The following is a 24,034-nucleotide window of genomic DNA, read 5'->3' as shown; positions in this document are numbered from 1 at the left end:
TGCGATGTGTACACATCTCTTTGTTCCTTTCTTGAAAATGTTGCTTTAACGAATGGAATCCAACTTCTGCATCGGGTATCACCTCATTTCACGCTCATGCTTGGCTCTGTCTGCATTGTACCAAAGATTTGCTGCAAAAAGTCTTAAGATTTCTTAATATTCAACTTATATTAATGGGATGGAATTAGTGCCTTGACAAATTCCAATAAGGAAGGGTAAAATAAATTGGATAAGCTAAATTAGGAGTAAATATATGGATCGAATTGCGGTGCTGATACCCTGTTTCAATGAAGAAAGAACCATCAGAAAGGTGGTAACGGATTTCAAGAAAACGCTGCCGGATGCAGCAGTATATGTATACGACAACAATTCGAATGATCGGACGGCAGCAGTGGCTCGTGATGCCGGTGCCATTGTGCGTAAGGAAACCCTTCAAGGCAAGGGAAATGTGATTCGTCGGATGTTTCGGGAAGTGGATGCAGAGTGTTATATTATGGCGGATGGAGATGATACCTATCCGGCGGAGGCTGCCATTGAAATGGTGAAGCGGGTATTGGAAGATCAGGCCGATATGGTGGTGGGAGATCGGCTTTCATCTACATATTTCGATGAAAACAAACGGCATTTCCACAATTTTGGAAATGCATTGGTCCGAAAAAGCATCAATAAACTGTTCAAAAGCAACATCCGAGATATCATGACCGGATATCGTGCGTTCAGTTATCAGTTCGTAAAAACGTTTCCGGTTTTATCCAAGGGGTTCGAGATTGAAACGGAAATGAGCATTCACGCGATTGACAAGAATATGAACGTGGCAAACGTTGTCGTGGAATACCGAGACCGACCGGATGGAAGTTCATCGAAATTGAATACATTTTCGGACGGTGCAAAGGTGATTCGGACAATTGTGAGCCTATTCGAAACGTATAAACCGCGCGCCTTTTTTAGCGGGATTGCGCTGGTATTGTTTTTGTTGGCGGCCGTGTTTTTTATCCCGATATTCATTAATTACCGGAAGACGGGGCTTGTGCCGAATTTTCCTACTTTAATCGTATGCGGATTTACGGTTATTGCGGGACTGCAGTCTTTTTTTTCCGGAATAATATTACATACATTGCGGAAGAAAGATCGCCAGGATTTTGAGAAGGACTTGATTCGCTGTCAGGAGCGATATACTGAATTGACGAAAAGGAATGAGAGAAATTGAACATAAGAGCATCGTGGTGGGAGAAATACAAATCGTACATTCTGTATGCAGTGCTGTTAATCATTCCAATCTTTGTGATGGATTCGTATTTTAGCAGTGGAAAAATATCTTACGCACAGAATACGGATGGATTGGGTCAGCATTATGCAGCACTGCAGTACATTCGAGAATATCAGCATAAGATTGTGAATGGCATTGCAAATGGGACGCTATTTCAGATACCTCATTTCTGTTATACCTTGGGGCAAGGGGCAGATCCGTTGACAACCTTGAATGCCTATGATTTCCTGGATCCGATCTGTTGGATTTCCGTCGCTCTGTTTCCCAATCGATTGACAAGAAGTTATAAGCTGATGATATGGATAAAGGTTTTCCTTTCCGGGGAAGCCTTTTGTCTGTATTCAAATTATATAAGGAAGACGGATGGATGGCGAACCGCCATGGGTGGATTGCTGTACTCCTTTTTTAATATTGAATATTTTTTCTACTTTCCGAATTTCATGCATGGGTGTTATCTTTTTCCGGTAATACTATGGTCGATTGAGGTACTGATGAAGGAGAATCGGAAGGCCCCGTTGGCTGCGGTTACATTCTATTCGTTCTTAACCAATTATTATTTCTTTTACAGCAATGTGATTCTAAGCATGGTGTACCTGTGTATCCGGTTGCTGTGTAAGAAAAGTACGGTCAGCGAGAACATTCAAATCTGCAAAAATGTATGTGCAGCCTATTTGGTGGGGGGATTGTTATCCGGAGTTGTCCTATTTCCGACAGTACATGCATTTTTAAATAATTATAGAATCGGATTGACCACCGGATATATCGAATCACCGTTTCTGTATCCGATGAATTTTTATAAGCAGCTGTTTGTTCATTTGGGAAAATTCCATGGTATGTTTGCTTATCTAACCGTTATAGACGGAATTCCCCTTGGATTGATATGCTTGTTTCTCCTAATAATGCAAAAAGGAAATCAATGGAAAATCATGAAAATTGCCACCGTGAGCAGCTTGCTCATTATGTGCATCCCATTATGTGGTCGTGTTTTAAACGGTTTTGCTTATGCAGCAAATCGGTGGAGTTATCCATTTGCTCTGGCTGTTGCAATGGTATATGTGGGACTTGTAGATAAGCTGTGCAAATTAGAAAAGAAACAGTTAATTGTTTTGACGATGATGGTCACCATCTATATGTGCATCGCTCATTCTATAGGTGGAAATTCATCCGACGGGTATTCGTATGACGTACTGCTTCTTCTAACGGTGCTCGTTTTGTGGGCAGTAAATACAGTACCGCTTTTCAAAGCACATGGAAACCTGATTCTTGGAGAAGTAACGATTCTGTCCGTAATCGTTGGCATTTGCGTAATTTGCTCACCGGCATATGGAAATTATATTAAGGAGTTTATGAGTGTAGATGATTTAAATGCGTATTATACGACGCCGTCTATTTCAAAGGTTAGAGGTTCTGCAAATCAGAAAGAATTCTATCGGGTGGAGAAACGGGAAACGAATCTGAATATAGAGTGTGCCAATCAAGTGCGAGGAACCACTTTTTGGTGGAGCATCATGGATAAGAGCTTCCAGCGTTATTGCACAGATCTGCAATTGAACACCCTGGCAATGAATTGTGAATTGCGTGGATTGGATGGACGACGAGCATTGCTGGACCTAGCAGCTGTGAAATACTACACGACGAATTCGCCGGATAACGAAGAAGTGCCGGTCGGATATAAGAAAATTGAAGATGGATTGTATGGGAATACACATTATTTAGGCAGTGCTTTCTTATATAAGAATAGCATATTGAGGAAAGATGCCCTAAAGATGAACCCGCTGAACCGCCAAGAAGCGATGCTGCAAGGGGTCATGACGGATGCAAAAATCCATAACATCAAAACGATAAAACCAAAGAAACGAATGACCGCCCTTCCGTACAAAGTGGAAACGAAGGATGTGGACTTAACGCAAAAGAGAATATCGGTGAAGAAAGAAAAAGGTGCACTGATATTGCACTTTAAAAAGCCGATGAAAGGGGAGTTGTATCTGTGGCTGAATGGGTTGAAGATAAAGGAAGCCGATAAATCCATGTGTTCGCTTATCTTTGGAACGAGTTCAGACATTTGGTGCCGCGGACAAAAGAAAGGAGATCTTCGCATTTCGGATTATGAAAAGAAATCAACCGAACAGTCACCGTATTCTTTCTGGTATGCACCAAGGGATGGCGTGACCTATTATTTGGGGAAAAGTGAGGAAGGATACGATTCCATTAAAATTGTATTCGCAAAGCCGGCGGAATATACGTATAAAAGCATCAGTGTATATGAAAACGATACCGCAAAATACATGGAGGATATTTCAAAACTCACACCATGCAGGAACATTTCAATCGGAAATGATACTGTTTCCGGATCGGTTGAATGTTCCGAAAACGAGGTTCTGTTCCTTTCGATTCCGTATTCAACGGGGTGGTCTGCGAAAGTGGACGGAGAGAAAACTTCAATAGTAAAAGCAAACGGAATGTATATGGCGATTCCGCTGACCCCGGGAAAGCATCATATTCAATTAAAGTATTCGACACCGTGGCTCCGTGCCGGAATACTGACATCATTGATGACTATTTCTGGCATATTAATTTATCAAGTCATTCGAATAAAGCGCAGGTCGAAATCAGCGGAACACGAAACGCAAATACGATTGTAAAAAGAGTATACGCAGTTATAGGTTTTCCTTATAACTGCGTATATTCTTTTTTAATTTTCTCTATCCGTCCTCTTATGCTAAAATAGTGCAGATGTAACAAAGGAGAATGCGAAATTATGGAATTATTTACAAAAATTATAACTGTCGTGAATGACATCGTCTGGCATCCGGCGTGTCTGTTTTTCCTGGGAGGCGCGGCCATCTGGTTTACCCTTCGCCTGAAGGGATTGCAGTTCACCGGACTTCCGTCCATGTTTCACTATATGTTCGAAAAGGAATCGGATGAGCTGGGCGAAGCCAAAGGATTGAGTGCATTCCAGGCGCTGGCCACTACCGTCGGGGGACGAGTGGGAACCGGAAATATCGCCGGAACGGCCACCGCAATTTTCATGGGGGGACCGGGAGCCCTCTTCTGGATGTGGATGGCGGCACTGCTGGGAGCATCCACCGGAATGGTGGAGTGCATTCTGGGTCAGGCCTACAAGACCAAGAACCTGGGAGAACTGACCGGCGGTCCGTACTATTATATGGAAAAGGGTTTTAAGAATAAAAAAGTGGGTAAAATCATCGCGGTGCTGTTCTGCATTGCGGTATTTATCGGACCGGGATTCCTGCTGCCATCTATGCAGACGCAGACGGCGGCAACAGCTATGAGCAACGCCTTCGGAATTCCTGCCATCGTCACCGGTGTGGGACTGGTGCTTCTGGTGGGAATCGTCACCATGGGCGGCGTAAAGCGCGTGGGCCAGGTTGCGGAGCTGATTGCACCGGCAATGTGTGCCATCTACTTATTGATTACCATCGCCGTCATGGCGTTGAATGCGGGCCGGATACCGGGGATGTTCGCCGATATTTTTACCGGAGCATTCGGAAGACATTCCATCTACGGCGGAATCATGGGCGCCTGCGTATCCTGGGGGATTAAGCGCGGCTTCTTCTCCAACGATGCAGGCAACGGCATGAGCCCAATTATTTCCTCCACCACCAACACCTCTCATCCGGTGAAGCAGGGTCTGGTGCAGGGACTGTCCGTCTACGTGGATACCATTCTGGTGTGCACCTGCACGGGCCTGTCCATCCTCTGTGCGGGCACATACAACGTTTCCGCGGACGGAGGCGCGACTGCAAAGACTTTAGTATCTTTCGCACCGGGCGTGGAATACGGTGTATCCTACATGCAGGAGGCCATCAAGACCATCGCCGGACAGTTCGGCGTGATTATCCTGGCCATCATGATTACGGTATTCATCTACACCACCATGCTGTCCTACGGCGTGCAGCTGGAGTCGGTGTGCCGCTACCTGTTCAAGGCGGACAAAAGAGTGGTTGCCTTCATCCGAATCCTCTACCTGCTGTTCGTCCTGTCCGGCGTGCTGATTGACGGAACCATCATCTGGCCGATGGGCGATATCGGTGTGGGCTGCATGCTTTGGATCAACACTTTTGCGGTGCTGTGCATGACGCCAATGGTGCTGCGGATTGTGAAGGACTTCAAGAAGCAGAAGGATCTGGGACTGGATCCGATTTTCGATCCGAAAACCGTGGGCATCGAAGACGAGGAAGGTGTCTGGGACGGCTATGCGGAGCTGAAGAGAAAGCGCGGGGATTATGAGAACGAAGCGCTGGGATACAAGCTTGAAAAATAGTCGATTGAGAATAGTATTGTAAAAGAAATTAAATGTATGCGGAGTCCACCGAGGGGGTGTGGGCTCCGTTTGTTTTAGATGCAGTTGTATTTAATCGGCAAAAAGTATTTGCTTGGTTGCCGCTATGGATAGATTTTTTGCCGAACGCATGATATACTAAACCACATCCCATTTAAGTTGCAAAATGGTAGGAGGTGAACGAATGAAGTATCTTTCGGTTTCAGAAATTGCAGAGAAATGGAAGGTGTCCGATCGGAGCGTACGAAATTACTGTGCGAAGGGACGTGTAGTGGGTGCATTTCGCTCCGGAAAGACATGGAATATCCCGGAAAATGCAGAAAAGCCGGAACGTTCCAATAAGAAAACTGTACAGAAGAATGATTTGTTAGATATACTTCGAAACGAAAAAGCACGAAAATATTCCGGCGGAATCTACCATAAAACGCAGATTGACTTGACATATAACTCCAATCATATGGAGGGGAGTCGTCTCACTCATGATCAGACCCGATACATTTTTGAGACGAATACAGTCGGTGTAGAGAAAGAAGTACTGAACGTAGACGATGTGATTGAAACGGCAAATCATTTCCGCTGCATTGATATGATTATCGACCATGCAAAAGCATCTTTGACAGAACGGTTCATTAAAGAATTACATCGGACATTGAAAAATGGTACCAGCGATTCTCGAATGGAGTGGTTTAACGTGGGCGATTACAAGAAGGTGCCGAATGAAGTAGGGGGGATGGATACGGCTCTGCCGGAGGAAGTTGCAGAGCGGATGAAGGAATTGATATCCGAGTATAACGGCAAAAAGATGAAGTCTTTAGAGGATATTCTGGATTTTCACGTACGGTTCGAACGGATTCACCCCTTTCAAGATGGAAATGGGCGAGTCGGCCGTCTAATCATGTTCAAAGAATGTTTGAAATACAACATAGTTCCATTCATCATTGAAGAGGATTTGAAATTGTATTATTACCGTGGACTCAAGGAATGGGATAATTTGCAAGGCTATCTGACGGATACCTGCTTGACAGCGCAGGATCGATATAAGGCGAACCTCGATTATTTCCGAATTGAGTACTAGTGAAGTATTGGAAAAACTATACGTTAAAGAAAGTAAATGAATGCGGAGTCCACCGAGAGGGTGTGGGCTCCGCGATTTTTATACTGAGAACTTAGGTGTAAATGCACCCAAGTTTCCAGTGTGTGCTTGCTTGATTCAAAAAGAGAATTATTAAGGTTGAGAGAATCGGTTGTCTTGAAGGAGACGACCGGTTTTTTTGTTTTTGGATAGAAAAATACATGAAATGAAACTTGTAGTATAAAAAATATCTATAGAAAAGCATAGATGTGAATATATTGACTTAATATAATGTATAATAAATTATGTATGAACAGAAAAAGGAGTATGAAATGGGGCGGGATCAATTTCTGAATTGTGTAAAAAACAACGGTATAGTGTCATTTTGCACAGCAGATTTATATGCGATTCATACCGTGCTTCAAGAAATAGAACAGAGAAACGGATATGCGGTAATTGAGGTCACTTCCAATCAGGTGAACCCGGAAGGTGGGTATACCGGGATGAATGCGATGGATTTTCGCAACCTGTTAGCGTCGATGGCAAGGCATGTAGGATTGGAAGAGAATAAGTTAATCCTGGGTGGCGATCATTTAGGTCCTCTTCCGTGGGCGAACCTTCCGCCGACACAGGCTATGGAAAAAGCGGAGATTCTTATCCGAGAAAGTGTTCGAGCCGGATTCCAAAAGCTTCACATCGATACAACCATGCCATTGGGGGATGAAATATCTCCACCGGATGAAGAGGTTATTACGGATCGGTGGATTCGGCTGTATCAAATCGCAGAGGAAGAAGCGTCCTTAATGGCGGAACAGGACCCGGATTATGAAAAACCTGTCTACGTAATCGGAAACGAAGTGCCGGTTGCCGGCGGGAATCCGGTAGGAAGGGAAGAAATTCCACAGATTACAAATCCTGAAAGTCTGAAGAAGACCCTTTGCCTGTATCGGGAGAAATTCTGCAAAATCGGAATCCCTGATGCCTTTGAGAATATTATCGCCGTCGTGGGGGATTTCGGAATCGGTTATTCCAATCGAGAAATCTGCGAGTATCCGAGAGGAAAAGCCCGAAAATTGACGGAAGTATTACAGGCATATCCACATCTGGTGTTAGAAGCTCACTCCACGGATTTTCAAAGCCCGGAAAGCCTACAGGCGATGAAAAAGGATGGGATACGTATCTTCAAAGTGGGACCGGAACTGTCCTATGCTCATCGGGAAGCACTGCTTGCGCTCACAAGGGCAGAACGAAAGTTCCTTCCGCGTGAGTGCTGGGCAAATTTCCCGGAGATGCTGGAGCAAGCGATGGAGAACAACCCCACATACTGGGAGAATTGGTACCACGGAACCGAAGCGGAACAGCGGAATATGAGGATGCACAGTCGCCTGAACCGGGATCGATACTACATGAATTTACCGGAAGTGAAATCCGCAGAGGAGAAACTTCTGAACAATTTAGGCGGGGAAGAGGTGCTCCCATTTGTGTTCAATGGAATCGGTGAGGTTGCTGAAAAATACCTGGAGGTGTTGGAATGAAAGCGGCGATGGCCTACGGTCCGGCGGATATACGATGGGAAGAAGTGGATACTCCGGAGCCCAAGGCAGGCGAGGTGAGAGTTCGCGTGTCCGCCTGCGGGGTATGCGGCTCTGATATTCCAAGGATATTAAATGGAACCGCACATTACTATCCGATTGTACTTGGACATGAATTTGCCGGAACGGTAGATGCAATCGGAGCGGAAGTGGAAGGATTCTGTCCAGGTAATCGAGTTGCCGTAATTCCGCTGATTCCCTGTATGGAATGTGCCGCTTGCAGAAAGGGACAATATTCCCTTTGTAGCAAGTACAGTTTCGTTGGAAGTCGGCGTTCCGGCGGATATGCGGAATATGCGGTGCTTCCGGCGGAGAATTTGCTGAGACTCCAGGAAAGCACCGATCTGATGAATGCCGCCTTGCTGGAACCGGCGACAGTGGCACTTCACGGAATCCGAAAAAGCGGGTTTTCACGAAATCACACCGCTTGTGTGGTAGGCGGAGGGACTGTGGGCACTTTCTGCACTCAGTGGCTCCGAATTGAAGGGGCTTCCGAGATTACCGTAATCGGTCGAAATCAGAATCGATTAGATTTGAATCAGCGATTGGGAGCAGATGCAGTATTTACTTCCTTGGCTGAAGATTATATAAAAAAAGCATTGGCGGCCGCAGAGATTTCCGGTTCTTCGAAAGACGGTGGCTACGAGTATGTCTTTGAATGTGGGGGAACCCCGGAAACAGTACGAATCGCCCTTCAAATGGCAGCACCGCAAGGCACGGTATGCTTACTTGGAACGATTAACAACGAAATTACTTTTACAAAGGCGGAATGGGAACAGATTCTTCGGAAAGAGTTAAAGCTGTGCGGTTCCTGGATGAGCGGAGGCCGTCCGTATCCGGGAGAAGATTGGGTTCGAACGGTGGAATGCTATGAAAACGGAAGTCTCCAAGTGGATCCGAAGATGATTTCTCTCAAGTTGCCGTTATCGGAAGCGGAACGGCTTCCGGCAATTCTGCAGGACAAAGAATACAGAACAGGACGAATTATTCTGGATTGTAGAAAGTAATATAATAGAAAGAGGCTTAATGAATAATTTTAAAAAATCCGTGACGGATGAGTTGGAAGTGGAGATATCTTCGGAGAAGATTACGGAGATTATCTGTGAACTCCTTCGAATTGTTGAGAAAATCTGCGAGAAAGAGAATCTGGAATACTTTGCGTATTCCAGACTTTTGGTGTATGCGATTCACTATCACAAGCTCTCTCCGTATAGTTGGAAATATAATTTCGATATTGGCATGGTGCGCTCCGATTATGAAAAATTTCGCAAGGTGGTGAAAACGTATGAGCGTAAATTGAATTTTTGTGTTCAGCTCCATCCAACCTACGATGTAACCGGAGAGTACATGGCTCACTACCTTTACATTACAAAGGAAGTACGGCTGGAAGAGGAAGGAATTTCGGTAAGCGATAAATTCCGGCTGCGAGTGGCTCCCTTCGATAAGGTACCGGAAGCGGAAGATACTCGTCGTGGATTCTATCGGGGGATGAAGCGAGTGAACAAAATTCATCGGCGCACCATCGATACCCGGATGTATTTGAAGAGTTCTGGAAAGTCTTTTCGTAAGTTTTTAAAGCAACAATTGATTTACGGAAATCTGGATTCCCGTAGAACTTTTGCGGTGATGAATAGAACTGCTCAGAAGTATAACAATACAGACAGTCATATTTATCAGCGGGTGATAGGGAAGCGATCCAAACCGATTCTGGCGGAACAGCTTTTTCCGCTGCAGCGGACTTCTTTCGGAAATATGACGGTTTCCATACCGAAGGATCCGACGCCATGGACGCAGCCGGACCTTCGTTACTTCGATGAGCGGAATAAAGCCATACAGAAAGTGGACCTGGAAATCCTTCGTGAATTCGACCGGGTATGCCGGGAAATCGGCGTCGGATATTTCTTGTGCGGCGGAACCATGCTGGGGTACGTAAGGGATGATGGTTTTATCCCTTGGGATGACGATATCGATTGCGGCATGTTGCGGAAAGATTATAAGCGTTTTTTGGAAGAGGCGGATCGGTATATCGACCATGAGCGATTCTTTTTACAGACCCGAAAAAGCGATCCGTCCATTCCGTTTCTTTTTTCAAAATTGAGGAGAAAGGATACCCTTTACGTAACGGAATACAATGAGAGACGTCCGTATCATAAAGGAATTTGTCTGGATATTTTTCCGTTTGACTATGTACCGAACGATCCGGAGGAGCGGGAACTTCACTACCGAAAGGCGAAGAAACAGGCACGCCGACATCACTTCATGGTGAATCGGGCGAAAGGAGATCCGCCGAAAGGAGAGAATCTCCAATCCGCAGCGGATTATTGGTTCCGACTTCTCGGGACGGTGCATCGGAAGCTGTTTCGAAGCTTTCCTCTGGAAATCACTCAGCGGAATTACGATCGGTTTGTGCAGCAATATAACAGCCGAGCGAAGGAGTTGGATCTTCACACGGTGGCCAGCTTCGTGCCGACCTACACCTGGGCGGATCTGGAGACATTGCTCCCCTATCGCGACACGGAGTTTGAAGGGGTTCCGGCGATGGTTGCCAATAAGCCGGAGGTTTTCTTGGAAATGCAGTACGGTGACTATAAATCCAGACCGCTTCCTCACAAGCAGCTGGGACACGATCTGGTGGAATGGAGCGTGGACGTGAAGGAACGGATTCATACGGATGCGGACATCGGAGAAGGAGATCATGAATAAAAATATTCTCATGCTGATGATGGGCGGCACCGGAAGCCGACTGGGAGCGGATTGCCCGAAACAGTTTATTGAAATAGATGGGATTCCTATTTTCGCCTATATTCTGGAGAGTTACGGTAGGATGCCGGAAATCCATCACCTGATGCCGATTGTGCACCCGGAATGGCGGGAGTATACGGAATATTGGGTGGAACGGTTGGCGCTGAAAGACTGCACCACAATTGTGGAAGGAGGAGAAGATCGTTCCTTCTCCGTGCGAAACGGTATGAGGCGACTGGAAAGGATGAGTGAAGCGGAAGATTTAGTCTTGATTCACGATGCCACTCATCCGTATGTGGACTTGGAAGGCGTTCGCCGGGTTATCGATGGTGTTCGGCGGACCGGAGCGGCTACCTTGGTTCAAGGGGAATACGATACCGTGTATCGGAGGAAGGAGAACGGAATTCTGGAAGAGGTGATACCAAGGCGGGAGGTAGTATCCGGTGCAAGCCCGGAGGCCTTTCGTGTAGGAGATATTGCGAAGATTTATGGGGATGCCACGGAGGCGGAGCTTAGCACCATGACCAGTGCCGGTGCTATTGCCTTGCATTTCGGAATGAAGATGGAGGTCGTGGAAGGGAATTTCCTGAATTTGAAGATCACATATCCTCGTGATTTACACCTGCTGGAACACTTGATTCATACGTATTTCTTCCCGGGAGCGAAAGAAAGGATTCAGAATAGTGGGAATCAATGATTTTTTGAATATGAATAGAGCGCTGGAGGTTATTAAGAGCAGGGTGAGCCTTGGAAACCAACGATTGGAGGAAGTACAGGAACGGTTAAGCGATGCGGAGCAGCAGATTCGGAAACAGAACCGAAGGATTGGAGAGCTGGAGAAAACAATTCTGAAGGAATTTCAGCGTCGGGATCAATGGGAGAAACGGGCTGCGGAAATTCAATATCTGGCACAAGGGAGACCAATCTGGAGCATCAAGTGTCCGGCACCGGATTCCGAACTTCGCTATCATGGCGGAAAGTACGGAGATTATGCGTACTGCCTGACTATTCGTCGGCAACTGGAATTGATGGGCTATTATGCTTATGTGGATTGCTATGAAGATTGGGATTGTCCGGTGGAAGCAGATGTAGTTCTGGTAATCCGCGGAGTACACGAGTACCACCCAGATCGTCGGAGCACGAAGACGTGTTATGTGTTATGGATGGTGAGCCATCCGGAATTAATCACTTGCGAGGAATTGGAACGATATGACCTGGTGTTGGTAGACTCGAAATCCTATGCGGAGAAGTTGCAACAGCAGGTTTCCGTGCCGGTACGACCGTTCTATGTGCTGACGGATACGGAGATGTTCTATCGGAGTGAAAAAAACAATCTCACTCCGAAATACAATCGGGTGTTCATTGGAAATACTCGCGGCGTATTGAGAAACTGCGTTCGCTGGTGCAACGATAATCAGATTGAGGTTGATGTATGGGGCGCTGAATGGGAGAAATTCTATCCCGACAGCATGTACGTGCACCTGCACGGCCAGATAGAGTATCACCAGATTTCGGAAGTATATCGGAACTCCCGGTTCGTGATTAACGATCATTATCCGGAGATGATAGAGACCGAAATGATGAACAACCGGTTCCCGGAAGTCCTCTTGTCCGGAATTCCTATGGTCTGTGACTGGGCAGAGTCCTTCGAGCGGAACTACGGCGACATGGTGCTGTTCTACCGAAATGAAGAGGAATTCGTGCAGTGCATGAAGGAGATGGAGGAGCGGTACGACGAGCTTCGGGCCAACGTGATGAAGAATCAGGACAAGCTTAAAGAAGAGTTTGACTTCCGCCGGGGCATTGAGCGGATGAAAGCGTTGATAGACGACATCTCCCAATGATATAATAATGGCGAACATGAAAATGAAATAATTCCAATAATATAAGTTGCAACGAAATGAGGAGAATGAGATGATGACCAAAGAGACAGTAGCGGAGAATTTCAAGAACGGAATCGATTGCGGACAGGTGGTGGCCGGACAGTTCGAAGAGGAAACCGGATATTCCCTTTCCCAGCTTCGGAAGATGAGCGCTTGCTATGCGGCCGGAATGATGCGGGGCGAGACCTGCGGCGCGGTGCTGGCGGCATATAACGTGATCGGCCTGATTTACGGCCACGACGAAGAGGGGGACGATGTGCAGAAGGGACAGATGCTTCAGAAGATGCTTCGGTTCAACGAGCTCTTCGGTGAGAAGTATTCCCAGGGCTTCCAGTGCAAGGAACTGCTGGGTGCGGACATCTCCACCCCGGAAGGCGGCAAGAAGATCAACGAAGAGAACCTGCTGTTCAACCTATGTCCGGCAATCTGCTGCGATGTGGTGGAGGTTTTGAAGAAAGTGATTTCGGAGTAATATAATGGATAAAAATAATTCGATGACCATCGATACGATTCCGGGCTTGCGTGCGCTCACGTTAAGCCCGGATTATCGTAATGCGCTAAAACTGCCGGAGGAACCGGCGGAAGAATATGAAATGCTGGCCCAGGGAGAGTACAATATCAACTTCCGGTTCCGGCATCCGGTGACCGGAGAGCAGCTGGTGCTGCGGGTGAATTCCGAGAGCCAGATGCATCTGGAGAATCAGATTGAATATGAAGGAAATGCCCTGAAGCTGCTGGAGAACTCCGGCCGAACTCCGATTTTGAAATACATCTATCCCGGAGATGAACAGCTGACCCGGGGGGCGCTGGTGATGTCCTTCCTGCCGGGCCGGGCGCTGGATTACAGCCGGGCTTCCGAACTGAAAGAAACCGCGAAATGCTTGGCAGAAATCCACAGCATTCCCGTCGATGCGACATGCGGCTTAATTGAACCGGAGGCACCCATCCGCGCCATTCTGGAGGAGTGCGAGGTGATGTTCGCCACCTATTGGAATTCGGAGCTGGGCGCGCCGGACGTAAAGAACCGGATTCGCCGGCTGCTGGACGAGGGCTGGAAGCGGATTCAGGACGGCGGGGACTACACCGGCTATAAGTGCTGCGTGAACACGGAGCTGAACAACACCAACTTCCTGGTGGAAGAGGAAACCGGAACGGTCCGGCTGGTGGACTGGGAAAAGCCGCTGTACTCGGACCCGGCCCAGGATCTGGGACACTTCCTGGCACCTACCACCACCTTCTGGAAGACCGACGTGATTTTCGAAAACGAAACGATTGAGAAATTTATCGATACATATATTGAATCTGTGGGGAACAGATATGATACAATAGGACTCAGAGCGCGAACGATGGAATTCATCGTCATCACCTGCTTGCGGGGACTGACCTGGTGCGCGATGGCCTGGGTGCAGTATCGTCAAAATGGCAAGGGGCTGACCAATGAGAGCACCCGCATTAAGCTGGATGCGTATCTGACGGACGAATTCCTGCGCCGCATTGAAGCGATTTACGGAATCTAGGGGAACGGCCGGATTCCGTTGCAGAACGAATTTTATTTTTGGAGCGGAAAGAGCATGGTATTACTGACAGCAAAACACATACAGAAGCGTTTTTCGGAGAAGCAGCTGCTGGAGGACATCAACCTCAGCATCCATTTGGGGGACAAAATCGGCCTGGTGGGGGTGAACGGCAGCGGCAAATCCACCCTCCTTCAGATTATCGCCGGTGCGATGGAAGAGGATGGCGGAGAGATTCTGCGGAGCAACGAACTTCGCATCGGGTATCTGCCACAGAATCCGGATTTTGAGCCGAAGGCCACGGTGCTGGAGCAGGCCATGGAGTACGTCCAAGGGGCGGTGCCGGAATACGTGGTGAAAACCCTGCTTACCAAGCTTCGGATGAATATGTTCGACCGGAAGATGAAGGAACTGTCCGGCGGACAGCGGAAGCGGGTGGCCATGGCTGCGGTGATGTGCCGGGATACCAACCTGCTGATTCTGGACGAGCCCACCAACCACATGGACAACGATATCATCGAGTGGCTGGAGGAGCAGCTGGAGAATTACAAGGGCTCTGTGCTGATGATTACTCACGACCGGTACTTCCTGGAGCGAGTGACCAATCACATCTGCGAGATTGAGAAGGGAGCGCTGGTTTCTTATGAAGGAAACTACGAAGCCTACCTGATTGCCAAGGAGGAGCGGCTGGAGCAGGCCAAAGCCAACGAGCGGAAGCGGGCGAACCTGTACCGGAAGGAGCTTCGATGGATTCGCTGGACCGCGCCGGCTCGAACCACCAAATCCCGCAGCCGGGTACAGCGTTTTCAGGAGATTGAAGCGGCCAAGGAAACCTTTGACGACCCGCGGATGGAAATCGGCACTGTCAGCTCCCGGCTGGGCAAGAAGATCATCGAGCTGAAGGACATCGGGAAATCCTACGGTGGTTTGGAGTACATTCATGATTTCAGCTACAATATTCTTCGAAACGATCGAATCGGCATCGTAGGCAACAACGGATGCGGCAAAACCACCCTGCTTCGGATTATCATGGGGCAGGTAACGCCGGACACCGGTTCCGTGGAAATCGGGGAGACGGTGCGAATCGGATACTTCTCTCAGGAGTCGGAGGAGATGGACCCGAACCTGCGGGTGATCAAATACGTGGAGGAAATCGCCCGGAACGTGAAGACGAAGGACGGATACCTCTCCGCCTCTCAGATGCTGGAGAAATTCCTGTTCCCGTCCTACATGCATTCCGTGCGGATTGAAAAGCTTTCCGGCGGCGAGCGTCGCCGACTGTATTTGCTGGCGGTGCTGATGCGGGCGCCGAATGTGCTGATTCTGGATGAACCCACCAACGACCTGGACATCGACACCCTGACGGTGCTGGAAGATTATCTGGACGATTTTCCGGGGGCGGTGCTCATCGTCTCCCACGACCGGTACTTCCTGGACCGGCTGGTGATTCGGACCTTCGCCTTCGAAGAGGGCGGGGAAATTCGGGAGTACACCGGCGGCTACAGCAAGTACATGAACGAGAAGGAGGCTCGAGAGGAGGCGCTTTCCGGGGTAAAAACAAATTCTGCCGAGGACGGGGCGGCCGTTTCCCGCAGCAGTGACGGACGAAATCAGCGGGCGCCGAAGCTTCGTTTTACCTATAAAGAACAGAAGGAATTTGACACCATCGACGAGGACATTGAAACGCTGGAAGAGAAGATCGGAAATCTGGAGAAGGAGATGATGCAGAACGGCACCGACTCCTTCCTGCTGGCGGACCTGTCACAGCAGAAGACCGCTTTGGAGGCGGAATTGGACGAGAAGATGGAGCGCTGGGAATATCTGCACGAATTGGCGGAACGGATTGAGCGGGGCGAACGCACCGACGGCACGGTGGATTAATTGCGGAAAAGGAGGCAGCGGCGATGCTGGAAATGTTGCTGATGCAGTACGAAGATCAATTCGGGGAAGCATTTCCCCTGGCGGATCTTCAGGAAAAAAGTGAAATAGAAGTAATCAACATTCTGTACGACTGCGTGCAGAACAACACCCCGTATGAAGCGGGGATGGAAGTATTAGAAAACCGGTTCGGTGATGCACCGGGAATGAGCAAATAGAAAGGACGAGTATGGGAATTGCAAACGGAAAAGAAATATCGACGAAGCAATTGTGCGACATTATGGAGGAAGCCTATCGCCGGGGAAAGGAGGTGCTGCCACAGGGAAAGGTGGCCACGTACATTCCGGAGCTGGGAAAGGCCGATCCCGGAGCGCTGGGAATCAGCCTGTGCGCGAGAGACGGATGGCATTTCAACATCGGAGATACGAACCGCCGCTTCACCATCCAGAGTATTTCTAAAGTAATCTCCCTGGCGCTGGCGCTGGAGCTGCTGGGAATGGACAAAGTGTTCGAGAGGGTGGATATGGAGCCATCGGGAGAAGCGTTCAATTCTCTGATTGACCTGGACTTGATCAGCAACCACCCGATGAACCCCATGATCAACTCCGGGGCCATCACGGTGGCGAACATGCTGCTGGGCAAAATGAGCTTTGAGGAAATTCAGGATGTGTTCCGAAAAGTCTGCGAGGATCCGGAAATGGAGAGCAATGAGGCGGTTTTTCGGTCGGAGATGCAGAACCTGTCCCGGAACCGGGCTATCGCCTATCTCCTTCAGAGCAAAGGGATTCTGGACGACCGGGTGGAGGAGACATTGGAACTGTACACTCGTCTCTGTTCCCTGCAGGTCACCGCGGTATCCTTGGCCAGCATGGGAATGACCATCGCCATGGACGGAAAATTGGGAAACGGCGAATCTGTTTTTACCGGCCGCACTATGGAAATCTGTAAAACCATCATGCTGACCTGCGGGATGTACGACCGCTCCGGGCGTTTTGCGGTGAAGGTGGGACTTCCCACCAAGAGTGGCGTGGGCGGCGGACTGGTGTCCGTTGCCGATAATCACGTGGGCATCGGCATTTACGGACCGGCGCTGGATGATAAAGGGAACTGTGTGGCCGGCGGGCCGATTCTGGAATATCTTTCCAGAGAGCTGCAGATTCACCTGTTCCAGAAAAACACCTACGTGGACCGCATGATGGAACAGCGGTAAGGAAATATTCGAAAAAAGGGAGGTATTCAAATGGGGATGAATGACACACCGTCCTCGGAACGCATGCACATTGCGTTCTTTGGATTGAGAAATGCAGGGAAGTCCAGTCTGGTGAACGCCGTGACCGGGCAGAACATGGCCATCGTATCGGACGTGCGGGGAACCACCACGGATCCGGTGTATAAATCCATGGAGCTCCTGCCCATGGGACCGGTGGTCATCATCGACACCCCGGGCATTGACGACGAAGGGAATCTGGGAGAGATGCGGGTTCGGAAGACGAAGGAAGTGCTGACCCGTACGGATGTGGCGGTGCTGGTCACCGACGGCTCTCGGGAGCGTCAGCCGGAAGAGGAGGCGTTGCTGGCCCTGTTCCGGGAAAAGGCCATTCCATACGTCATTGCGGAGAATAAAAAAGACCTAGTAAAAACAGATTTCCTTCCGGCAGAGGATCGGTCCGTGCGCACCAGTGCCGTGACCGGCGAAGGCATCCGGGAGCTGAAGGAACGCATCGCCCATATCGGGCAGAAGGAAGGACCGAAGGAAAAACCGATTGCCGCAGACCTGGTTCAGCCGCTGGACCCGGTGGTACTGGTAATTCCAATCGATGCCTCCGCGCCGAAGGGCCGCCTGATCCTCCCTCAGCAGCAGGTGATTCGGGACCTGCTGGAGGCCGGTGCCGTGCCGGTGTGCGTCAAGGAAACCGAGCTGGCGGGCCTCCTGGCAAAACCGGGATTCAAACCGGCCCTGGTGATTACCGACAGCCAGGCATTCCGGTTGGTATCGGAAATCGTTCCGGAAGATATTCCGCTGACTTCCTTTTCCATCCTGATGGCTCGGTACAAGGGCTTCCTGGAAACTGCGGTGCAGGGGGCTTTTGCCATCGATGAGGTGAAGCCGGGGGACACCATCCTGATTTCCGAGGGATGTACCCACCATCGCCAGTGCGAGGACATCGGAACGGTGAAACTGCCGAAGCTCCTGCGGAAGCATTTGGGCTTTGACGTGAACATCGAAACCTCTTCCGGCCGGGAGTTTCCGGAGAACTTGTCGGACTACCGCCTGGTGATTCACTGCGGCGGCTGCATGCTGAACGGAAGAGAGATGCAAAGCCGGATGAACCGTGCGGTTTCCGGCGGACTTCCTTTTACCAACTACGGCATCGCCATCGCGTACATGCGGGGCATCCTAAAACGGAGCATAGCCATGCTTCCGGGAATCGGGGACGAGGAATAATATAGTAAGAAAGTGAGAACGAATCGATGAAAATCTGGATTACCCGTCACGGGCAGACGAAATACAACAAAATGAAATTGATGCAGGGCCGGACGGACGAGCCTCTGAACGAGACGGGGATCGCCCAGGCAAAGGCGGCGCGGGAGCGCATCGGCGACGTGCATTTCGATGCGGTGTACGCCAGTCCCCTGGACCGTGCGATTGTGACCGGCGCCATCATCGGCGGCGTTTCCCGGGACGAGGTGATCATCGACGAGCGGATCATCGAAACGGATTTCGGAAAATACGAGCTGCACAAATACTCCGGCTTGGGACCGAGAATGTCCCTGTACTGGGCATTGCCGGAGGTTTTTCCCGCACCGCCTACGGTGGAAACCGTGGCATCCATGGTGCAGCGCAGCCGGGAGTTTCTGCAGGAGCTGGAGCAAAAGGATTACGAGAACGTGCTGGTATCCTGCCACGGGGGAATCATCCGAGCCCTGACCGGATACATGATGGACCGGAAGAACGGCATCTGCTGGCGGCCAAAACCCCACAACTGTGAAATCCGGGTGTTCGAGTCGGTGGACGGAAAGCACCGCCGTATCGAGGAATAAGTAGAAAATCCGGACCTGCCATTAGCAGTGGGTCCGGATTTCGTCTTTATAGGAATTCATATATACCGTTTCGCCGGTGAGGCGGGATTCCTCCGCCGCATTGGCAATCAGGTGGCTTTCGATGGAGCGGGAAATCTCGGAATCGCCGGATGGAATCTCCCCGTTGGGGGTGCCGGCAACTCTCGGCCGTTCGGATGTTTTTTTTGTCAAAGCCTGCACGAAGGCATCTACCAATCCGATGTCTCCGCCCCCGTGTCTGCCTCGGTACGGATGGAGCGCGATTTCCTCCGGTGGAGTGGGTACATCGGCGAAGGAGCCGAAGCGGGTGATGGTGAGGTGGTTCTCCGCATCGTCACCGCGGATGGAGCCGTGTTCGCACATGATTTTGATTCGGCGGTGCATGTGGTCGGAGAAGGCGCTCATCTGGAAAGCCGCGGTCACGCCGTTTTCGAACTGGATGGCGGTGGTCTGCTGGTCGCACACGTCGTTGTCGCAGTGGAAAACGCAGCTGCCGTAGGGACCCTCATCCAGGGCGCGGCGCATGCCTTCCTCCGTCATATCGTCGGTGACGTCTACGGCGCGCCATTTGCCGATCATGGGCAGGTAGGTGCGGTAGGCGTTGAAGCGGCAGCGTTCTCCCAGAGTGCAGTCCTTGCAGCGAAGGGCGCTTCCCTCCGGCGCGTTTTCCGGGCGAAAGTAGGACAGGTTCCCAAAGGAGGAGACTTTGGCGGCGCGGCAGCCCACCAGCCAGGTGAGGATGTCCATGTCGTGGCAGGATTTCTGCAGGATGATGGGACTGCTGGTGTCCGTGCGGTTCCACTTGCCCCGCACGAAGGAGTGAGCCATGTGGAAGTTGCCCATGTACTCTGCGTATTCGATGGTTTGAATTCGACCCAGCTCGCCGGAGTCGATGATGTCCTTGATGCGGGTGAAGAACTCCGTGTAGCGCAGCACGTGGCACACCATAACCAGAAGGCCTCGGGCATCGGCGGCTTCCTGAATTCGGAGGCATTCTTCGGAATCCGGTGAGATGGGTTTCTCCAGGAGCAGATGGTAGCCCGCCTTCAGAAGGGGCATGGCGCAGCGAAAGTGATCCCGGTCCATGGTGGCCACCACCGCCGCATCGGCGATGCGTCCCTGCGCCAGAAAATCTTCCAGACAGGAAAAAGCCTGTGGAATATCGTAATCTTCCACGGCGCGGTTTCGCCGGGACGCAATGGGTTCCACGACGGCGCTGATTTCAATTCCTTTTTCCCGGAGGTAGGCGGCGTAGATGCTGCCCCGCTGTCCGGCTCCGATGAGTGCAATTCGCATATGGGGTCTCCCTGTTTGTGAAAATATACACTCCATTATAGAGGGTAGCGCGGATTTTTACAAATACAAAGAAACTATAGCGGGAAAAAGTTGTAGTTTGGAAAGACTTTTTTTAATGCTCGGGGGATAGTATAATCAAAGGAACTGAAGTGAATCATAGGAGGAAATGATATGACGATGAACAGCAAGAAACTCATGCCGGTGTTCGAGAACGGCATGGCACAGCCGGTATTCCCTTTTACTGACGGAAAGACCGGAGACGCGTACGATGCGAAAACGTCCGATATTGTTCGGTTCTGCGTGTATGTGGAGGCGAATTTCGATACGAACGGAGATGGCAAAGGCGATCTGATTAAGGCGTTCGTCCAGGTTCCGAGAAGTGCGGCGGAGGGCAACTACAAAGCCGCTTCCGTGTTCGAGGCGCGTCCGTACTGCGCCGGCGTAAATGCCGACGGCTACGACCACATGAAAGAGGTGGAAGGAAACGCTTGTCCGGGACCGGATTCTATGAAAATCAACTATTCTCCGGAACCGGGAAATCCGAGCAAGTACATCAGCACGATGGAAGCGGCGGAGAAGGCCGACCCGGCGGATTGGCGCTTCCCGGACCACGGAAACGGCGATGCAATGTGCTATGAGAACATCGATACCTATAACTATTACCTGGTAAGAGGTTTTGCGGTGGTTCTCAGTGCCGGCGTGGGTACGCTGGGTTCCGACGGTTTTGAATATACCGGATCCGACTGCGAACGGGATTCTTTCCGCTGCATCGTGGAATGGCTCCACGGCGACAGAATCGCTTATGCGGACCGGAACCGGGAAGAAGCCATTCGGGCAGACTGGTCCAACGGAAAGGTGGCAATGACCGGAAGATCTTACGCGGGAACCATGCCGTTCGCCGTGGCAACTACCGGAGTTGCAGGTCTGGAGACCATCGTGCCGGTAGCGGGAATCAGTGACTGGTACAGCTTCCTGAATCAGCAAGGTGCGCAGCGGTACTGGCCGGCGGAAATGCTCATGAGCTTCCTGGCATACTTTTGCGCCAGCCGTTACAACGATCCGGCACTGACGGAAGAACAACGTCAGGCGATTCTGGACTTCCATCAGTATTTTTCCTATGAACAGATGAAGACCGGATTCGACTACAGCGATTTCTGGAAGGAAGGAAATTACACACTGAAGGCGGACGGCATCCGCTGCAGCGCACTTATCATTCACGGTCTGAACGACGAGAACGTGTCTACCAAGCAGTTCGAGATGATGCTCCACTCCTTTGAGGAAGCCGATCGGACGGTAAAAGTAATCCTCCACCAGGGCCCGCATATTACGCCGACCATGGCCAACAAGGGGTATGGAATTTCCATAAACGGCCGGAATTACGATGATATCGTCAACAAGTGGATTTCCCACTATCTGTACGATGTGGAGAACGATGCAGAGAATATGCCGGCGGTGCTGGTGCAGAACAACGTGGACCAGGATCAGTGGGATGAAGTGGATTCCTGGGAGACCGAACGCGATTACGAATTCTGCAGCAGCCTCACCGGAACAACGGTAATCGATACGGATTGGGAAAAAGCCGGAATCAACAAGGAGAACTTCGACGAAAGAATGAGCCTGCTGGATTCCAACATGAACCAACGCTACTTCAGCAACAAAGCCGCGGACGATCTGACCATTCAGGGCTCCGTTTGCGTAAAGTTCGATGCCGCGCTGAAGGACGGCGATGCATCCAAGAACTTCGAGCCGGAGAACATCAACGATGTGGACCGTCTGAGCTTTGAGCTGGGCAGCGCCTCCGGCAAGATGGATGATGTAAAACTGACGGTGCTGCTGTGCGACGTGGCGGACGAGGAGTTCCCGAGCATTCAGACTGTCGATCCGGAACGAAATGTGATTCCGGTAGTGGTTCGAAACAAGGGCGGAATTCACAACGGCGGAGATCTGCCGGACTTCGATCAGTCCGTTTTCGAAACCGTGAACCGGAAGTACTGCGTCATCACCCGGGCGTACATCGACCTGTGCAATCCGGAATCCGGTTATGCACCGGAGACTTCCGAGAACAGCATTGAGCTGGTTCCGGGGGAAAAGCACTCCTACAACGTATACCTGAATCCGGCCAGATATACCGTGGAAGCGGGACACCGCCTGGCAGTGGTCATCGGAACCGAGGATCCGGTGAACTGCCTGATTCACAAAAAATATTCTGTCGAGATCGACAACGCTTCCGTAAAAGCAGATATTCCGATGGTATAAAGATGCCGAAGCGCTTTCACGGCGTTCGCAGCGGTTCGCAGCGGAAAACGGCATTTTTGGCGAGAGAAAGGCTTTCTGACGGAAAAATTGGGTAAAAAAGTTCCCATTTGGGACGATTGAACTATGCCGACCTTTTCATGCCGAGAAAAGAATGTTACAATCTCTGTGAGATGTGGAGCTAGGTGTAGAGCATATCACGCATCTTCAATGGGGGAAGGCAAAGGGCCGCCGCACAACTGTGCGGCGGCCCGATTCTTGTTTTTTTGGGTTTTTCAATTCCATGGAGAGAGCCTTTCCATATGGAGAAAGCTTTTCTGTCCGGCCCAATCCGGTCCGAGCCTCCGGCGACCCGGACGTGGTGCTTCACTGCCCGCAAAGCCTTATTTCTTCGTCCGGAAGCACCACGCCACCTGGTCCGATTGAGCATCCGGCGGCTGGGGCGTGGTGCTTCACCGTCCGCAAAGCCTTATTTCTCCGTTCGGAAGCACCACGTCTATCGTCCGGTCCGAGCCTCCGGCGACCCGGACGTGGTGCTTCACCATCCGCAAAGCCTTATTTCTTCGTCCGGAGGCACCACGTCCTTAGACCCGAACGGACTTTCCTCCGGCCGGACGTGGTGCCTCACCCTCCGCAAAGCCTTATTTCTTCGTTCGGAAGCACCACGTCTATCGGCCGGTCCGAGCCTCCGGCGACCCGGACGTGGTGCTTCACTGCCAGCAAATCCTTATTCCTTCGTCCGGAGGCACCACGTCCTTAGGCCCGAACGGACTTTCCTCCGGCCGGACGTGGTGCCTCACCCTCCGCAAAGCCTTATTTCTTCGTTCGGAAGCACCACGCCTATCGGCCGGTCCGAGCCTCCGGCGACCCGGACGTGGTGCTTCACCGTCCGCAAAGCCTTATTTCTTCGTTCGGAAGCACCACGCCTATCGGCCGGTCCGAGCCTCCGGCGACCCGGACGTGGTGCTTCACCGTCCGCAAAGCCTGTTATGAAGTGACCGTTGTCAAGAGGCGATTACAAGAAAGTTTCATCTCCCGGCATGTCACATTTGTATTTTCTTGACAGCATCTGGAAAGAGCTTTGATTTAACAGTTCCCGGCATGTGGCCACTCTGTTATTCGTGGATTGGTTACCTACAGGCTAATGGTCCGCCGTGAGCCCTGCGATCTT

Annotated in this window: 18 protein-coding genes; 17 read left to right on the top strand and 1 reads right to left on the bottom strand. The window is 50.5% G+C overall.

Annotation, left to right across the window (positions count from 1 at the left end):
* Positions 1 to 253: 253 nt before the first annotated feature.
* The 16 genes from FYJ65_RS06455 to FYJ65_RS06380 all read left to right on the top strand — a co-directional run bounded on the left by FYJ65_RS06455 (position 254) and on the right by FYJ65_RS06380 (position 19,296).
* Positions 254 to 1,207 carry a glycosyltransferase family 2 protein gene (locus FYJ65_RS06455; protein ID WP_154554528.1) on the top strand — a complete coding sequence of 318 codons (954 nt, stop codon included), beginning with the start codon at positions 254 to 256 and terminating at the stop codon, positions 1,205 to 1,207.
* A gap of 50 nt (positions 1,208 to 1,257) precedes the next feature.
* The gene (locus FYJ65_RS06450) at positions 1,258 to 3,909 is read left to right on the top strand and encodes a YfhO family protein (protein WP_154554527.1); all 2,652 of its coding nucleotides are present in this window, start codon (positions 1,258 to 1,260) and stop codon (positions 3,907 to 3,909) included.
* 116 nt (positions 3,910 to 4,025) lie between these two features.
* Positions 4,026 to 5,555 (top strand): alanine/glycine:cation symporter family protein, encoded by a 1,530-nt coding sequence (locus tag FYJ65_RS06445; protein WP_154554526.1) that lies wholly within the window; start codon positions 4,026 to 4,028, stop codon positions 5,553 to 5,555.
* Between the two features lie 202 nt (positions 5,556 to 5,757).
* Positions 5,758 to 6,648 carry a Fic family protein gene (locus FYJ65_RS06440; protein WP_154554525.1) on the top strand — a complete coding sequence of 297 codons (891 nt, stop codon included), beginning with the start codon at positions 5,758 to 5,760 and terminating at the stop codon, positions 6,646 to 6,648.
* A gap of 302 nt (positions 6,649 to 6,950) precedes the next feature.
* Complete coding sequence (locus FYJ65_RS06435; protein ID WP_154554524.1) at positions 6,951 to 8,180, top strand: class II D-tagatose-bisphosphate aldolase non-catalytic subunit; 1,230 nt, start codon at positions 6,951 to 6,953, stop codon at positions 8,178 to 8,180.
* Positions 8,177 to 9,244, top strand: coding sequence for a galactitol-1-phosphate 5-dehydrogenase (locus FYJ65_RS06430; protein WP_154554523.1), 1,068 nt, complete (start codon positions 8,177 to 8,179; stop codon positions 9,242 to 9,244). Before FYJ65_RS06435 ends, FYJ65_RS06430 begins: the two co-directional genes overlap by 4 nt.
* Before the next feature lie 19 nt (positions 9,245 to 9,263).
* The gene (locus tag FYJ65_RS06425) at positions 9,264 to 10,940 is read left to right on the top strand and encodes a LicD family protein (RefSeq protein ID WP_154554522.1); all 1,677 of its coding nucleotides are present in this window, start codon (positions 9,264 to 9,266) and stop codon (positions 10,938 to 10,940) included.
* Positions 10,933 to 11,676, top strand: a complete 744-nt coding sequence (locus tag FYJ65_RS06420; RefSeq protein ID WP_206157341.1) for an IspD/TarI family cytidylyltransferase — start codon at positions 10,933 to 10,935, stop codon at positions 11,674 to 11,676. The genes FYJ65_RS06425 and FYJ65_RS06420 overlap by 8 nt, the downstream gene beginning before the upstream one ends.
* A gap of 10 nt (positions 11,677 to 11,686) precedes the next feature.
* Positions 11,687 to 12,823 carry a glycosyltransferase family protein gene (locus tag FYJ65_RS06415; RefSeq protein ID WP_206157340.1) on the top strand — a complete coding sequence of 379 codons (1,137 nt, stop codon included), beginning with the start codon at positions 11,687 to 11,689 and terminating at the stop codon, positions 12,821 to 12,823.
* 70 nt (positions 12,824 to 12,893) lie between these two features.
* Positions 12,894 to 13,334 carry a C-GCAxxG-C-C family protein gene (locus FYJ65_RS06410; RefSeq protein ID WP_235898220.1) on the top strand — a complete coding sequence of 147 codons (441 nt, stop codon included), beginning with the start codon at positions 12,894 to 12,896 and terminating at the stop codon, positions 13,332 to 13,334.
* 4 nt (positions 13,335 to 13,338) lie between these two features.
* Positions 13,339 to 14,379, top strand: a complete 1,041-nt coding sequence (locus FYJ65_RS06405) for a phosphotransferase family protein (protein ID WP_331469440.1) — start codon at positions 13,339 to 13,341, stop codon at positions 14,377 to 14,379.
* Between the two features lie 54 nt (positions 14,380 to 14,433).
* Complete coding sequence (locus tag FYJ65_RS06400) at positions 14,434 to 16,257, top strand: ABC-F family ATP-binding cassette domain-containing protein (protein ID WP_154554519.1); 1,824 nt, start codon at positions 14,434 to 14,436, stop codon at positions 16,255 to 16,257.
* A 23-nt stretch (positions 16,258 to 16,280) separates the two neighbouring features.
* Positions 16,281 to 16,472, top strand: a complete 192-nt coding sequence (locus tag FYJ65_RS06395) for a hypothetical protein (protein WP_154554518.1) — start codon at positions 16,281 to 16,283, stop codon at positions 16,470 to 16,472.
* Positions 16,473 to 16,483: 11 nt separating this feature from the next.
* On the top strand, positions 16,484 to 17,464 hold the full coding sequence (glsA, locus tag FYJ65_RS06390) for a glutaminase A (RefSeq protein WP_154554517.1): 981 nt from the start codon (positions 16,484 to 16,486) through the stop codon (positions 17,462 to 17,464).
* A gap of 30 nt (positions 17,465 to 17,494) precedes the next feature.
* Positions 17,495 to 18,700 (top strand): [FeFe] hydrogenase H-cluster maturation GTPase HydF, encoded by a 1,206-nt coding sequence (gene hydF / locus FYJ65_RS06385; protein ID WP_154554516.1) that lies wholly within the window; start codon positions 17,495 to 17,497, stop codon positions 18,698 to 18,700.
* Between the two features lie 26 nt (positions 18,701 to 18,726).
* Positions 18,727 to 19,296, top strand: a complete 570-nt coding sequence (locus tag FYJ65_RS06380) for a histidine phosphatase family protein (protein WP_154554515.1) — start codon at positions 18,727 to 18,729, stop codon at positions 19,294 to 19,296.
* 21 nt (positions 19,297 to 19,317) lie between these two features.
* On the opposite strand, the gene FYJ65_RS06375 is transcribed toward FYJ65_RS06380, so the two are convergent.
* Positions 19,318 to 20,610 (bottom strand): Gfo/Idh/MocA family protein, encoded by a 1,293-nt coding sequence (locus FYJ65_RS06375; protein ID WP_154554514.1) that lies wholly within the window; start codon positions 20,608 to 20,610, stop codon positions 19,318 to 19,320.
* 171 nt (positions 20,611 to 20,781) lie between these two features.
* Here FYJ65_RS06375 and FYJ65_RS06370 point away from each other — a divergent pair, with 171 nt between their 5' ends.
* Positions 20,782 to 22,866: a CocE/NonD family hydrolase gene (locus FYJ65_RS06370; RefSeq protein WP_154554513.1), complete on the top strand. Its 2,085-nt coding sequence runs from the start codon at positions 20,782 to 20,784 to the stop codon at positions 22,864 to 22,866.
* Positions 22,867 to 24,034 lie beyond the last annotated feature (1,168 nt).

This window comes from Mogibacterium kristiansenii (assembly GCF_009695905.1).
Classification (GTDB): Bacteria; Bacillota; Clostridia; order Peptostreptococcales; family Anaerovoracaceae; genus Mogibacterium_A; species Mogibacterium_A kristiansenii.
The sequence above is the reverse complement of the archived record's forward strand: the minus strand, read 5'-3'. Positions and strand labels throughout refer to the sequence as shown.

Bases quoted from the DNA above. Each gene is read 5' to 3' on its own strand.
- hydF (WP_154554516.1), top strand. From the start codon at position 17,495: ATGGGGATGAATGACACACCGTCCTCGGAACGCATGCACATTGCGTTC.
- FYJ65_RS06420 (WP_206157341.1), top strand. From the start codon at position 10,933: ATGAATAAAAATATTCTCATGCTGATGATGGGCGGCACCGGAAGCCGA.
- glsA (WP_154554517.1), top strand. From the start codon at position 16,484: ATGGGAATTGCAAACGGAAAAGAAATATCGACGAAGCAATTGTGCGAC.
- FYJ65_RS06435 (WP_154554524.1), top strand. From the start codon at position 6,951: ATGTATGAACAGAAAAAGGAGTATGAAATGGGGCGGGATCAATTTCTG.
- FYJ65_RS06400 (WP_154554519.1), top strand. From the start codon at position 14,434: ATGGTATTACTGACAGCAAAACACATACAGAAGCGTTTTTCGGAGAAG.
- FYJ65_RS06415 (WP_206157340.1), top strand. From the start codon at position 11,687: ATGAATAGAGCGCTGGAGGTTATTAAGAGCAGGGTGAGCCTTGGAAAC.
- FYJ65_RS06395 (WP_154554518.1), top strand. From the start codon at position 16,281: ATGCTGGAAATGTTGCTGATGCAGTACGAAGATCAATTCGGGGAAGCA.
- FYJ65_RS06380 (WP_154554515.1), top strand. From the start codon at position 18,727: ATGAAAATCTGGATTACCCGTCACGGGCAGACGAAATACAACAAAATG.
- FYJ65_RS06370 (WP_154554513.1), top strand. From the start codon at position 20,782: ATGACGATGAACAGCAAGAAACTCATGCCGGTGTTCGAGAACGGCATG.
- FYJ65_RS06440 (WP_154554525.1), top strand. From the start codon at position 5,758: ATGAAGTATCTTTCGGTTTCAGAAATTGCAGAGAAATGGAAGGTGTCC.
- FYJ65_RS06425 (WP_154554522.1), top strand. From the start codon at position 9,264: ATGAATAATTTTAAAAAATCCGTGACGGATGAGTTGGAAGTGGAGATA.
- FYJ65_RS06455 (WP_154554528.1), top strand. From the start codon at position 254: ATGGATCGAATTGCGGTGCTGATACCCTGTTTCAATGAAGAAAGAACC.
- FYJ65_RS06410 (WP_235898220.1), top strand. From the start codon at position 12,894: ATGATGACCAAAGAGACAGTAGCGGAGAATTTCAAGAACGGAATCGAT.
- FYJ65_RS06405 (WP_331469440.1), top strand. From the start codon at position 13,339: ATGGATAAAAATAATTCGATGACCATCGATACGATTCCGGGCTTGCGT.
- FYJ65_RS06445 (WP_154554526.1), top strand. From the start codon at position 4,026: ATGGAATTATTTACAAAAATTATAACTGTCGTGAATGACATCGTCTGG.
- FYJ65_RS06375 (WP_154554514.1), bottom strand. From the start codon at position 20,610: ATGCGAATTGCACTCATCGGAGCCGGACAGCGGGGCAGCATCTACGCC.
- FYJ65_RS06430 (WP_154554523.1), top strand. From the start codon at position 8,177: ATGAAAGCGGCGATGGCCTACGGTCCGGCGGATATACGATGGGAAGAA.